The sequence below is a fragment of the Streptomyces sp. NPDC046303 genome (assembly GCF_055588085.1).
This window is the reverse complement of the sequence record NZ_JBVJFA010000014.1, coordinates 20440-33693: the sequence shown is the minus strand read 5'-3', so window position 1 is coordinate 33693 and position 13254 is coordinate 20440. Positions and strand designations below refer to the sequence as shown.

Sequence of the window (13254 nt, the reverse complement as noted above, 5' to 3'; positions counted from 1 at the left end):
GGGCGGCCTGCGGGGTCCACGGACCCGGCGGGCCGCCCCGCTCGCGTAGGCATTGAGGGACCAGGGGACCAGGGGAACAGGGGGGTAGGGGAATGGGCTTCTTCGACGGCATCATGGGCAGCCGCGCCGTGCAGTTCCAGTCGGGCAGCGCCTCGTCGAACGCGATCGAGCTGACCAAGCGGCACCCGACGGTGTCGCTCACCAAACAGGGGGCGGTCCACGGCAATCTGCGCGTCAACCTGTCCTGGCGCATGCGCACCTCGGACATAGGCGGCAGCAGCCACGGGCAGAGCGGACGGCTCCTGCGGCATCCGTTCAAGCTGTTCAAGCCCGACATGGTGCAGGCGCACACCCAGGGCATGGTCAACGTCGACCTCGACATGGGCTGCCTGTACGAGCTGACCGACGGCACCCGGGGCGTCGTCCAGCCGCTCGGCAACCTGCTGGGCGACATCAACGACCCGCCGTACGTGAAGCTCAGCGGGGACGACCGGTTCGGCTCGGCGTCCGGGGAGACGCTCTACGTCAACCTCGACCACGCCGAAGAGATCAAGCGGATGCTGGTCTTCGTCTACATCTACGACCAGACCCCGGCCTTCGACCGCACCCACGCCATGGTCACGCTGTTCCCGGTCACCGGGCCGCGCATCGAGATCCCCCTCGAGGAGCGGCAGCCGCAGGCCCGCTCCTGCGCGGTGGTCTCCCTCGAACACGTCAAGGGCGAGTTCGTCGTACGGCGCGAGGTGAAGTTCGTGTACGGGTTCCAGGCCGAGCTCGACCGGCTGTACGGCTGGGGACTCCAGTGGGGGCGCGGCTACAAGAGCACCAAGGCCTGACCGGAGCCCCGGGCGGGGCCGGGGGCCGGGTACCTCTGCGGCGTCAGCGCCGGATGAACTGCGGGCCCTGCACCGGCAGCCGGAAGGACGGGTCGCCGCCCGGACCCGGCAGCGGGGCCGGGGACACCGGCTGCGGATACCCGTAGGCGGGCTGGACGGGCGGCGGGGCCTGGGTGGGCGGGGCCATGGCGGCCGTCTGCTCCGAGGTGGGTCCGGCCGCCGGGCTGCCGGCCGCCGGGCTTCCGGCGGGGTCGGGGGCGTTCTCGTCGACCGAGATCCCGTGGTCGGTGGCGAGCCCCACCAGCCCGTTGGAGTAGCCCTCGCCCAGCGCGCGGAACTTCCACCCCTCGCCGCGGCGGTACAGCTCCCCGCAGATCAGGGCCGTCTCGGCGCCGGTCTCGGGCCGCACGTCGAAGTAGGCCAGCGGCTCGGAGCCGCCGGCGGCCGTGGCGTCGTACAGCAGGATCCGCAGGTCGCGGACCCGCTCGAAGGGGACGTCCTCGGCGGAGGCGACGACCAGGATCCGGTCCACGGCCGGGGTCACCGTCCGCAGGTCGGCCTGCACGGCGTCCGTGACGGCCTCGCCGAGCTGCTTCTTGCCCAGCCGCCAGACCGCCCCCGAGGGGTGCCGGGGCTGGTTGTAGAAAACGAAGTCCTCATCCGAACGCACCCGGCCGTCGGAGCCCACGAGCAGTGCGGAGGCGTCCACGTCGGGCACCTCCGGGCCGGTGGACCAGCGCAGCACCGCCCGGACCGCTGCGGCGGTCACCGGGATGTTCGAGCCCTTCTGCATCGCGTGCGTCATGCACGTCATCCTGCCCTCCCCGGGTGGACCGGGACAATGCGGCCCCCCGTAGGGCCTTGTCTCGAACGCGAGAGCTGGGCATGGTGCAAGAGGGTTACCTGAACTTCATGTGCTTGAGGAACTCTTGACTCACGTTCGTACGTACTATTACCGGCCACGCCAGTTGGGCCGCCGAGGCAGTACGGGGGAAGCACATGCGTCACTTTGGGCACGTATCGCCCACCGTCCGTAAGGACCTCTTCCATCAGGAACCGGCAGAATTCACCGGAGCCTCGCCCGCCCGCACCCTCGCCGCGGCCCTCGGGGCCACGCTGTACAGCCCGGCCACCCGCCCCCAGCTCGCCCGCGACATCCGCAAGCAGGCCGGCCGCGGAGTCGTCTCCATGGTCCTCTGCCTGGAGGATTCCATCAGCGACGGCGACGTGGCCGGGGCCGAGGAGAACCTCGTCCGGCAGTTCACCGAGCTCGACGCCGACACCGACGAGCTCCCGCTGCTGTTCATCCGCGTCCGCACCCCCGAGCAGATACCCGACCTGGTGCGCCGGCTCGGCGGCTCCGCGCGCCGGCTGTCCGGATTCGTACTTCCCAAATTCAACGAGAGCAGTGGCACCGCCTTCCTCGAGGCCGTGGCCCGGGCGGAAGCCGTCGGCGGCCACTCCCGTCTGTATGCCATGCCCGTCCTGGAGACCCCGGACCTGCTCCACCTCGAAACCCGCGTCGACACGCTCGCCGGCATCTCCCGCACCGTCAACAGCCACCGCGAGCGGGTCCTGGCCCTGCGGCTCGGCGTCACCGACTTCTGCTCCGCGTACGGCCTGCGCCGCACCCCCGACATGACCGCCTACGACGTCCAGATCGTGGCCGGCGTCATCGCCGACGTGGTCAACGTCCTCAGCCGCGCCGACGGCACCGGCTTCACCGTCACCGGACCCGTCTGGGAGTACTTCCGCAGCCAGCAGCGCCTCTTCAAACCGCAGCTGCGCCGCAGCCCCTTCCTCGAGGAGGGCGTGGAGGAACTGCGCACCGCCCTGATCGAACACGACCTGGACGGGCTGCTGCGCGAGATCGAACTCGACCGGGCCAACGGGCTCCTCGGCAAGACCTGCATCCACCCCGCCCACGTCACGCCCGTCCACGCCCTGTCCGTGGTCTCCCACGAGGAGTTCTGCGACGCCGAGGACATCCTGCGCCCCGAGCGCGGCGGCGGCGGAGTCATGCGGTCCGCCTATACGAACAAAATGAACGAGGTGAAGCCCCACCGGGCCTGGGCCGAGCGCACCATGCAGCGCGCGGAGGTCTTCGGTGTGGCGAAGGAGGAGGTCGGCTTCGTCGACCTGCTCACGGCCGGACTCCAGGTGTGAATCTCCTGGTGACGGCGTCGACGACGAGGAAAGGCAAGACGATCGAAGCAGTGTGGTCGGGAACCTGGGTCGCGGACCGGCTGGGCGTCAGCCTGGAGGAGGCCGGTGCGCCGGGCTCGCCGCCGCTGGCGGAGCTGCTCGGGCTCGCGCTGCGGCGCAACCCCAAGCGGGCGCACCTGCTGGTCTCGCAGGTGCTGGGCAAACACGTCCCGCAGTCCCCGGCCACCGTCTACGCCGCCGGATACGGGCTCGGCGAGCGCGTCCGGACGCTGCTGGGCGCGGACGGCGCCGCCTCGGCGGTGGTCCTGGGCTACGCCGAGACGGCCACCGGGCTCGGCCACTGCGTCGCCGACGGCCTGGGCGCCGCTCCCTACCTGCACTCCACCCGCCGGCCCGTACCCGGAGTGCGGCCCGCCGGCGGCTTCGAGGAGGCGCACTCGCACGCCACCTCGCACCTGCTGCTGCCCGAGGACCCCGAGCTGCTCGCGGGCAGCGGCCCGCTGGTCCTGGTCGACGACGAGTTCTCCACCGGCAACACGGTCCTGAACACCATCCGCGACCTGCACGCCCGCCACCCCCGCGCGCACTACGTGGTCGTCGCCCTCGTCGACATGCGCTCCCCGGCCGACCGCGACCGCCTCACCGCGTTCGCCGCGGAGCTCGGCGCCCGGGTCGACCTCATTGCCCTGGCCTCCGGCACGGTCACCCTCCCGGAGGGAGTCCTCGCCAAGGGGCAGGCCCTGGTGGAGCAGTACGAGGCCGCTGACCAACCCGGGCACATTCAGCCTCGCCGGCGTGTGAGGCGCGGGGTCTGGGGCGGAGCCCCAGCGGACGGCCCGCAGCCGATCACGCGCATCGCCCTGGACTGGCCCACCGGTCTCCCCGACGGAGGCCGGCACGGCTTCACGGCAGCCCACCGCGCAGCCCTGGAGGCGGCGCTGCCCACCCTCACCGGCCAGATCTCGGCCGCGCTGGGCGACGAACCCGGACGGGTCCTCGTACTCGGCAACGAAGAGCTGATGTACGCCCCCCTGCGCCTCGCGAAGGCCCTGGAGGAGGCGGGCGCGGCCCGCGAAGTCCGCTTCTCCACCACCACCCGCTCACCCGTGCTCGCCGTGGACGACCCCGGCTACGCCATCCGCACCCGGCTCGTCTTCCCCGCCCACGATGCCCCGGCCGACGGCCCCGGCGACCGGTACGCCTACAACGTCGCGGGCGCCGGTTTCGACGCCGTCGTCGCCGTCGTCGACTCGGCCGGCGACACCCCCGAGCTGCACGCCGGACTGCTCGCGAGCCTCGCCCCGCACACCGGCCGTGTCCTGCTGGCCGCCGTACCGTCCTACGTACCCGACCGGCAGGAGCAGAAGCCGATCATGACCGAGCCGACCCCGCACGAGCCGACCCCGCACGAGCCGATCAGGCATGAGCCCCTGCGCGGGCCCGCCTTCTCCTCGTACGCCGCCGAGGACGTCGGCTGGCTGCTCCAGGACTTCTCCGACGTCGAGCTGGAGGCCCCGACCGAGGAGCGCGAGGAGGCGATCCAGGCGGGCGGCGCGCACTACGCCGAGTCCCTGCCCGTCGAGTACCAGCCGTCCCCCCAGTACCAGGAGCTGTACCAGAACGCCCTGACCGCCTCCGCGGCCCGCATCGCCCGCGCCGTCGGCACGGTCACCGAGACCGTCCTCGCCGAACGCTCACCCTCCCCGGTGCTGGTCTCCCTGGCCCGCGCCGGAACCCCCGTCGGCGTCCTGATGCGCCGCTGGGCCCAGGCCCGGCACGGACTGGACCTCCCGCACTACGCCGTCTCCATCGTGCGCGGCCGCGGCATCGACGCCAACGCCCTGCGCTGGCTGGCCGCCCGGCACGACCCGGCCGACGTCGTCTTCGTCGACGGCTGGACCGGCAAGGGCGCCATCACGCGCGAGCTGACGGCCGCCCTCGCCGAGTACCCCGGGTTCAACCCGGAGATCGTGGTCCTCGCCGACCCCGGCTCGTGCGTGCAGACCTACGGCACCCGCGAGGACTTCCTCATCCCCTCCGCCTGCCTCAACTCCACCGTCTCCGGCCTCATATCGCGTACCGTCCTGAGGTCCGACCTGGTCGGGCCCGCCGACTTCCACGGCGCGAAGTTCTACCGCGAGCTCGCCGGCGCGGACGTCTCCACGGCGTTCGTCGACACCGTCGCCGCCCACTTCGAGGAGGTGGCCGGCGCCGTCGACGAGGAGGTCAAGGAACTCCTCTCCGCGGACCGCACCCCGACCTGGGAGGGCTGGGCGGCCGTCGAGCGGATCAGTGAGGAGTACGGCATCCACGACGTGAACCTGGTCAAGCCCGGAGTCGGCGAGACCACCCGCGTGCTGCTGCGCCGGGTGCCGTGGAAGATCCTCGCCCAGCGCGGCGCGGGCGCCGACCTGGACCACGTACGCCTGCTCGCCGAGCAGCGCGGGGTCCCGGTGGAGGAAGTCGACGGACTGCCCTACACCTGCGTCGGACTCATCCACCCCCGATTCACGCGCGGCGCCACCGGCGCCGACGGAAAGGCTGTGGCCTCGAAGTGACTGTCCTGGTAGCCAGTGATCTCGACCGTACGCTCATCTACTCGACGGCGGCCCTCGCCCTGACCATGCCCGACCCGGCGGCCCCCCGGCTGCTGTGCGTCGAGGTCCACGAGAGCAAGCCGCTGTCCTACATGACGGAGACGGCGGCGGGACTGCTGGCGGAACTGACGGCCGACCCCTCGGTCGTCTTCGTCCCGACGACGACGCGGACCCGCAAGCAGTACCAGCGCATCCGCTTCCCCGGCCGCCCCGCCCCGTACGCGATCTGCGCGAACGGCGGCCAGCTGCTGGTCGACGGGGCGCCCGACCGGGACTGGCGGCGGCAGGTCGCCGCCCGCCTGGCGCAGGAGTGCGCCACGCTGGAGGAGGTCCACGCCCACCTGCTGGCGACGGCCGACCCGGCGTGGCTGCGCAAGGCACGGGTGGCGGAGGACCTGTTCGCGTACCTCGTCGTGGAACGCGCCCTCGTCCCCGACGAATGGCTCAAGGCCCTGGCCGAGTGGGCGGAGGCCCGCGGCTGGACCGTGTCCCTCCAGGGCCGCAAGATCTACGCCGTGCCGCGCCCGCTGACCAAGAGCGCGGCGATGCACGAGGTGGCCCGCCGTACGGGCGCCACCCGGACCCTCGCCGCCGGAGACTCCCTCCTGGACGCCGACCTGCTGCTCGCGGCGGACGAGGCGTGGCGCCCGGGCCACGGCGAACTGGCCGACGCGCAGTGGCACGCGCCGCACGTGTCGGCCCTGTCCACGGCGGGCGTGCTGGCGGGCGAGGAAATCGTCCGCGCATTTGGACGAGCGGCCGGACGGGCGGCCGGACCGTTGCGAGACTGACCGTATGACCAAGGGCAACAGCACCAAGATCACTGATGAGCTCTACCGGTACATGCTCGCCCACAACCCCCCGCTGGACGCGTTCCAGCGGGGGCTGGTGGAGACGACGTACGCGAAGTTCCCGGACGTCGCCGGGATGCAGTCGGCGGAGGAGCAGGGGCCGCTGCTGGCCTTCCTCGTCCGGCTGACCGGCGCCCGCCACATCGTGGAGGTGGGCACCTTCACCGGCTTCTCGACCCTGTCGATGGCCCAGGCACTGCCCGCCGGCGGCCGCATCATCGCCTGCGACATCTCCGAGGAGTGGACGGCGTACGGCAGGGAGGCCTGGGAGGCGGCGGGCGTCGCCGACCGCATCGACCTGCGGATCGCCCCGGCACTGGACACCCTGCGCGCCATGCCGGCGGAGCCGCACATCGACATGGCCTACGTGGACGCCGACAAGGAGAGCCAGATCGCCTACTGGGAGGAGCTCGTGCCGAGGCTGCGCCCGGGCGGCCTGATCGTCACGGACAACACGCTCTTCCACGGCTCGGTCCTCGACGAGTCGGCCACCGGCTCGGCGGCCGGTGTCCGCGCGTTCAACGACCACGTCTCGGCGGATCCGCGCATGGAGTCCGTACTGCTGGCGATCTCGGACGGCCTGACGCTGTCCCGGAAGCGGTAGCACCCGCTCGGCGGGCCGGCCGTCGGCCGTCCTGGGCCCCGGCCCGGCTCCGGCCGCGGCTCCGGCCTAGCCGCAACTGCCTCCACCGCAGCAGCCCCCGCCCCCTCCGCCGCCCCCGCCGCTCATGGCGCGAGCGGGCGCGGGGGCACTGCTGGTGCCGCCGACGGCGACGGCCGACAGCAGTTTGACGGTGTCGGCGTGACCGGCGGGGCAGTCGGCGGGCGCGGAGGACTCGGCCATCGGCCGGCTCAGCTCGAAGGTGTCGTCGCAGGTCCGGCAGCGGTACTCGTATCGAGGCATGCGGCCAGGTTAACGGCGCAGGGCCGTACGGCGGGAGGGCGCGGGCGCGCGGGCCTCTATCCGTCCTCGGGCCTATATCCGCCCTCGGGCCTGTGCCCGCGCCGCCCGCTGCTCCCGGGCGGCTTCCTCGGGGTGGCGGGCCTGCCAGTACGGATTGTCGTGCGGCAGCGCGCTGCCCACCCGGCCGTACATCCCGAACCACATCAGCATCACGCCGACGACGAAGCTGAACAGCACGTTGGGAATCTTGAACGCCAGGAAGTTCAGCTCGCTGTCGAGCAGCGCCAGATTCACGAACCCGCTGGCGATGAACAGCAGGCCGAGCACGATGTTCAGGGTGGAGGCGAACGTTCCGCCGATCACCATCCCGAGGAACAGCAGCGCGCCGATGCAGATCGACAGGACGCTCAGCGCGCCGTTGGTGTTCAGCGCGAGCACCGTGTCCCCGCCGGTGTCGAAGAACCCGATCCGGTCGATGAGCCCCAGGATGCCGAAGACGACCAGCAGCAGCCCGGTCAGTCCGGCGCCGACCCGGTAGACCTTGCTGAGCTTGTGATCGGCGGGCAGGTGCTCGTCGAGCCGGGCGTTGACGGGATGCAGGAGGCGTTGCAGCCTCCGGTGGGGGTCCGACTGCGCCTCGGTCACATAGGGCTCATGCGGCACGTACGGCGCATAGGACTCATGGGGCTCGGTGCACCCATAGAGCGCATGCGGCGCGTAGGACTCACGCGGCGCGGAGGGTTGCCGGGGCCTGCGGGCCCTGCGTTGCCTGTGGGGCCAGTGGGACGTGTGGGCAGCCATACCGCCCTCCTCTGCTCCGTTCCGGGCACCTCCAGCATCCGCCGATGCCCACCCGCGGACAACCCCGAACAACTCGGGCGCGCAGTCCCGCCCAGGCCCCGGCTGCTGCGCTCGGCCCGATACGGCCCGGCGCCCTGACTCCGGCGCCCTGACTCCGGCGGTCCGACTCAGGCCTGGCCGCGCTCCGCCCGGATCCCGTTCACCACGCGGTTCACGGCGACCCGTACGTCCTGCATCTCCAGCAGGAACGCCCAGTAATCCGGATGCCGCCCCTCCAGCCCCGACATCGCCCGGTCCACCCGGGCCACCGCCTCGTCCAGCGGCCGCGCGTGCCGCGGATCGGGCACACTGCGCCCCGCCATCGCCAGCCGCTGCGCGTCCCGGATCGCGAACCGGGTCCGGTCGACCTCCGCCTGCGGGTTCCGCGCCACATCCTCCAGCCGCGTCAGCCGGTCCTGCGCCGCCGACACCGCCTCGTCGGTGGCCTCCAGCGAAGCCCGCACCGCGTCGATCAGCACCCCGACGTCGGCCCAGCGCTGCTCGTCCCGGGCCCGCGAGGCCTCCTCGAGCTGCTCCTCGGCCCGCGCCACATCCCGTATCGCCTCGTCCGGAACGTGCTGGAGGTCCTGCCAGCACGCCGCGCTGAACCGGCGGCGCAGCTCACTGAGCACCGGATCCACCCGGTCCGCCCGGTTGCGCAACGCCTGGGCCCGCGTCCGCAGGCTCACCAGCCGCCGGTCGATCTCCGCCGCCCGCTCCGGCAGCCGCGCCGCCTCCGCCCGCACGCCCTCCGCGTCCCGCAGGATCCGGTCGGCACGCTGTACGGTCTCCTGCACCCCGTGCCGGCCCGCGCCCTCGTTCAGCTTGGTCAGCTCCGGGCCCAGCGCCGCCAGCCGCGCTGCCAGGTCATCGGCCCGCATCCCCTTGGCCCGTACGGCATCCAGCGCATCGCTCGCCGCCAGCAGCGCGGCCTTCGCCCGCTCCCGCGCCGGCGCGACCCGGGCGAGCTGCGTCTCGGCCCTGTCCAGCAGCGGCTGCAACCCCTGCGCGAACCGGTCGAGCTCCCCCTTGACCCGTACCAGCTCCTCCCGAGCCCGGGTCAGCTCCTCCCGCGCCCGCGAGGCGGCCGACGCCTCGAGATCGACCCGGTCCAGGTCGTGCGCGTCCACGGCCGCGATGTACACATGGCTGACCTGGTCGATCCGCTGCCCCAGCGCGGCGAACCCCTCGCTCGCCTGCCGCCCGGCCGGAGACCCATCGGCCGCGACGATGGTCTCGATCGAAATCCGCAGGTCCCGCTGCGCACTGTCCAGCTCGTAGAACGCCGCGGCGGCGGCATCCTTCGCCGCCTGCGCATCGGCCCGCCGACTCTCGTCCCGCCCACCGAACCACCGCCGGGATGCCGTTGTCACAATCCCTCTCCCGTACCGCGTCCGCAATGCCCCGGACCATTCTCCCCCACGGGAACGGGTTTGCATGGGGGGTGTGCCCGCCATGTAGGCTGTCCACTCATCCACGGGTGCGTAGCTCAGGGGTAGAGCGCTGCTCTTACAAAGCAGATGTCGGCGGTTCGAAACCGTCCGCGCCCACCAGCTAAAAGACCCCCCGCCGATCATGGCGGGGGGTCTTTTGCATCAACTTTTGACATCAACGGGTGCAGTCAGAGGCGCCGGGGCGCTGCCTCAACAGGCTCCTGGACGCCCTGGACGGGAACGGGCCGCACGTCCGGAGCCATGACGGGCGGCCAGCTCCTCACGGTGCGGTGAGAGTTTCCCTACTCCATCAACGCACCCGCCGCGCACAGCGCGGCGAGCGCGCCCCGTCGCCCGGGCCTGCCTCCTGTCTACGCCCCGCTCCAGCCCAGCCGCCGGCCGCGCGCCAGACGGCACGGGTTCGATGGTGGGACAACCGCGGTACGGCTGAGCACCCGAGCCCACGAAGCCAGCCCCTGCCCACCAAACGCCCGAGCCGAGCGAAACCACGACGCCGCCCAGCACCACCAGGCCCAACCCCTGACGCAGGCCCCAGCGGAACGCGCCAGGCCACCGAGAGCCGAGCACCGGTACCCCAAGGCCCGCCATCACCAGCCGCTCAAAGACATGCCTCCGGCGGGGGCGCTCAGGCTCCGGGATGACCGGGGCTGGCCGTGCGACTGCGGGCCGGTTTGTGGTGGGGGTGGGGGCTGTCATCCCGCCTGCCGTCGACCCAGGCAAGCCATAGCAGACCAGGCTTCTGGGGCCCAGGTCGTTCGTCCAGTGGGGCGCTCCACCTGGGCCCCAGAAGCCTGCCCCGCTATCACTCTGTGTGGGTCGACGGCAGACGGGATGACAGCAGGGGCAGGTCATGCTGATACGCCCGCACCCTGTGTCACGTCACGCGGTAGGAAGCCTGCCTGGAGGGGGTGTTCTCACCGCGGCGGTAGGTGAAGTGGCTCGTGATGGTGCCAGATGAGGTAACGGTCCTCGCGGCGCAGTTCGGCGGAGCCCCACTCCATGCGCATGACGCCCTGAGTCATGGAGCAGGCGTAGGCGACGAGCACGAGCTTGACGTCCTCTGACAGCAGGGCGAGGTCGGGAGGGGGTTCTTGGTCGTCAAACTCGTCGAAGCCCAGGTCGAACGCTTGTTGCATGGGTTCGGGGCCGTGCCGGCGTATCAGGTCGGCTCGGAAGCCTGTGGCGCGTCGCAGTCGTGCCGCTGTGACGGGGACGTCTTTCTTCGCGTAGCGGAGCGGATAGATCACATGGTCGCTAAGGATCATGAGCGTTCGCCCCTGTAAGCGCACGGGCGTGGCCGCTGGGAGTGAGGCGAGGCCCACTTCCAGTTCCTCGTACTGCGCGGCGTACAAGCCGTGTCCGTACGCCTCCAGCGTCTGGGTCTGCACTCCCTCGTGTCCGCTACGGGCTCGGGCATGGGCTCGAACCAAGCTGGCGGGGATCAGGCCAGCCAATGGGCCTGCGGCGTCGCCGAAGGTCTTCTCGGCCCACCCTGGCATGGTTGCCATGACCTACCGCCCTTCCCCCTTGTGGCACCTGAGTGCCGAGCAGCATTCAACGAAACCGTGCAGGCTGCGTGCGAGCCGCGCAAGAGGGCATACGGCGCATGACGAGGCGCACGTTGTCCGGCATCGGTTGCGTCGGGTGGCAGGTGGACGTCAGTGGTGGGCCGTACGCTGCCGCCATGCACAGAGGAGCGATCACACAGGGATCCGTGCTCAAGGCCATCGCGGAGTACGACGAGTTGGGACAGGCTGCGTTCCTGGCGAAGTACGGCTTCGGCGAGGCTCGCTCATACGTTGTGGTGCACGACGGGCGGGAGTACGACTCCAAAGCCATAGTCGGCGTGGCGCACCATTGGGATCAGGGGCGAGCCCTCAGACCCGATGAGTTCAGTGGAGGCAAGGAGCACGCCGCGGCGTGGCTGAAGCGGGCAGGCTTCCAGGTCAAAGCCGTCAAGAATCCTGACTGGGCCCGGGACGAGATCATCCTTGCCTGTCAGCTCGTGATGGAGAACGGCTGGAAGGGGCTGGACGCTCAGGATGCCAGGGTAGTGGAGCTGTCAGGCCTGCTCCAGCTGCTTCCCATCCACGCCGACGCAGAGCGCAACGAGAAGTTCCGCAACCCGAACGGAGTGGCGCGCAAGACGTTCGACATCGCCACGCGGCATCCGGAGTACCAGGGCAAGCCCACGAACGGCGGCGCCCTCGACGTTGCGGTGCTGATGGAGTTCCTTGCCCGGCCTGACGAGATGACCGAGGTCGCTCGGCTCATCCGGCAGGGCATCGCGACCGGCGAGCTGCAGAACCTTGGGCCGACCGAGGACGAGGAGTTCGACGACTACAGTGCTCCTGAGGGGCGGCTCCTCATGCGCCGGCACCAGGCCCGTGAGCGGAACAAGAGCCTGCGGAAGAAAAAGATCGCTTCTGTGGTTCAGCGCGGTGGGCGGCTGGCGTGTGAGGCGTGTGGGTTCGACTTCGAGCAGGTCTACGGCGACCGCGGTGCTGGGTACATCGAGTGCCATCACGTCGTGCCGTTGCACGAAGCGGGCGAGGGGCGGACTAAGCTCAGCGATCTCGCCCTCATATGCGCCAACTGTCACCGCATGATCCACCGCCGGGCGCCCTGGCCGACCCCTGAGGAGCTGCGGACGTCCATCGAGCGAAAGCATGCAGCTGACAGGCGTGCCGCGGAAGCCATTGCACGGCCACGCAGGGCGGCTGACGAGCAGATGCCGAACCCGTGATCTGACATCCACAGCTGACATCAACGTCGGTGCACAGAGACAGTTCCCGGAGGGCTGTGGGCGACAGCCATCACCAGGGCCGCTCGGGTGCTCAGGCGCCATCGGGCGAGCTTACAAAGCAGATGTCGGCGGTTCGAAACCGTCCGCGCCCACCAGCACAAAGGCCCCCCGCCGACATGGCGGGGGGCCTTCTGTGTCCATCGCGGGAGCGAACCGGGAGCGCCGCCCGTGTTCCGGGCATCCGGCCCAGGTGCCTGGCTGCTTCGCACTGGATGTTCTGGCTCGTGCGGTGAGGTCTCCGCACTTCCTCAAGTCGCCTGTCACGGGCGGCGCGTCGGACGGGGCGTGGCTCCTTTCTCCGCCCGCCCGCCCGCCCGTCCGACGCGGCGATGATGCGTTGAGAAATGAGCTCCAGCCCTTTTTTGGAATGGGTTGAGGCTTCCGCGATCGTTTTCGCACATCGCCATCTGTTCATTTTGCGGGTCGGGTATCCAAGGTGCTCAGGGTGACCGGGAGGGTGCGTAGTCGATTGATCGTCGGAAAGGGGCTCCGAAATTCGAGGAGGTGACTGGTCGGTAACCGGTCACTGAGTGCCTTCGGATTCTGCGGGGCGATTTCGGTGAAACCCGGTGGAGTCGGAAGGGTGTTCGTAGGATGTGGCTCCTGTTTGAACCGTGAACCGTTTCTGGGTGGGGGTAGCGATGAGCAGTGGCATGTGTGAGGGGCGAAGAGGGCGGAGACGGGTGGGGGAGGCCGTTCGGCGGGCAGCTGTTGCGCTTGTGGTGGCTGGTGTTGCCGTTGCGTGTGGGCCTGCCGGGGGTGGGGGACCGGCCGTGTCGGCGCCGGCGACCATCACCTCG

Annotated in this window: 11 protein-coding genes and 1 tRNA gene; 7 read left to right on the top strand and 5 right to left on the bottom strand. The window is 70.9% G+C overall.

Annotated elements, in window-relative coordinates; genetic code table 11:
* Positions 1–92: 92 nt before the first annotated feature.
* Entirely contained in the window at positions 93–836 is a 744-nt protein-coding gene (locus ACZ6I1_RS16575) for a TerD family protein (protein ID WP_469287711.1), read from the top strand.
* A gap of 43 nt (positions 837–879) precedes the next feature.
* Here ACZ6I1_RS16575 and ACZ6I1_RS16570 read toward each other — a convergent pair whose 3' ends face one another.
* The gene (locus tag ACZ6I1_RS16570; protein ID WP_469287709.1) at positions 880–1641 is read right to left on the bottom strand and encodes a TerD family protein; all 762 of its coding nucleotides are present in this window, start codon (positions 1639–1641) and stop codon (positions 880–882) included.
* Positions 1642–1835: 194 nt separating this feature from the next.
* On the opposite strand from ACZ6I1_RS16570, the gene ACZ6I1_RS16565 reads away from it, so the two are divergent.
* From ACZ6I1_RS16565 to ACZ6I1_RS16550, 4 genes are read left to right on the top strand one after another with little or no spacing between them, the layout of a single operon-like run.
* A complete protein-coding gene (locus tag ACZ6I1_RS16565; protein ID WP_469287707.1) occupies positions 1836–3002 on the top strand; it encodes an HpcH/HpaI aldolase/citrate lyase family protein in 1167 nt (388 codons plus the stop codon).
* A gap of 41 nt (positions 3003–3043) precedes the next feature.
* Positions 3044–5560, top strand: a complete 2517-nt coding sequence (locus tag ACZ6I1_RS16560; protein WP_469287970.1) for a phosphoribosyltransferase — start codon at positions 3044–3046, stop codon at positions 5558–5560.
* On the top strand, positions 5557–6390 hold the full coding sequence (locus tag ACZ6I1_RS16555; protein ID WP_469287705.1) for an HAD family hydrolase: 834 nt from the start codon (positions 5557–5559) through the stop codon (positions 6388–6390). Before ACZ6I1_RS16560 ends, ACZ6I1_RS16555 begins: the two co-directional genes overlap by 4 nt.
* Before the next feature lie 4 nt (positions 6391–6394).
* Positions 6395–7054, top strand: coding sequence for an O-methyltransferase (locus tag ACZ6I1_RS16550; protein ID WP_469287703.1), 660 nt, complete (start codon positions 6395–6397; stop codon positions 7052–7054).
* 66 nt (positions 7055–7120) lie between these two features.
* On the opposite strand, the gene ACZ6I1_RS16545 is transcribed toward ACZ6I1_RS16550, so the two are convergent.
* From ACZ6I1_RS16545 to ACZ6I1_RS16535, 3 genes are all read right to left on the bottom strand, one after another.
* The gene (locus ACZ6I1_RS16545; RefSeq protein ID WP_469287701.1) at positions 7121–7354 is read right to left on the bottom strand and encodes an FmdB family zinc ribbon protein; all 234 of its coding nucleotides are present in this window, start codon (positions 7352–7354) and stop codon (positions 7121–7123) included.
* A 72-nt stretch (positions 7355–7426) separates the two neighbouring features.
* Positions 7427–8155 carry a DUF4383 domain-containing protein gene (locus ACZ6I1_RS16540; protein WP_469287699.1) on the bottom strand — a complete coding sequence of 243 codons (729 nt, stop codon included), beginning with the start codon at positions 8153–8155 and terminating at the stop codon, positions 7427–7429.
* 167 nt (positions 8156–8322) lie between these two features.
* Positions 8323–9567 carry a hypothetical protein gene (locus tag ACZ6I1_RS16535; protein WP_469287697.1) on the bottom strand — a complete coding sequence of 415 codons (1245 nt, stop codon included), beginning with the start codon at positions 9565–9567 and terminating at the stop codon, positions 8323–8325.
* A gap of 105 nt (positions 9568–9672) precedes the next feature.
* Here ACZ6I1_RS16535 and ACZ6I1_RS16530 point away from each other — a divergent pair.
* Positions 9673–9747 (top strand) — tRNA-Val (locus tag ACZ6I1_RS16530).
* 815 nt (positions 9748–10562) lie between these two features.
* Here the strand turns inward: ACZ6I1_RS16530 and ACZ6I1_RS16525 are convergent.
* On the bottom strand, positions 10563–11036 hold the full coding sequence (locus tag ACZ6I1_RS16525; RefSeq protein ID WP_469287695.1) for a hypothetical protein: 474 nt from the start codon (positions 11034–11036) through the stop codon (positions 10563–10565).
* A gap of 296 nt (positions 11037–11332) precedes the next feature.
* Between ACZ6I1_RS16525 and ACZ6I1_RS16520 the strand changes: the two genes are divergently transcribed.
* Positions 11333–12394: an HNH endonuclease gene (locus tag ACZ6I1_RS16520; RefSeq protein WP_469287693.1), complete on the top strand. Its 1062-nt coding sequence runs from the start codon at positions 11333–11335 to the stop codon at positions 12392–12394.
* The last annotated feature ends 860 nt before the right edge of the window (positions 12395–13254 follow it).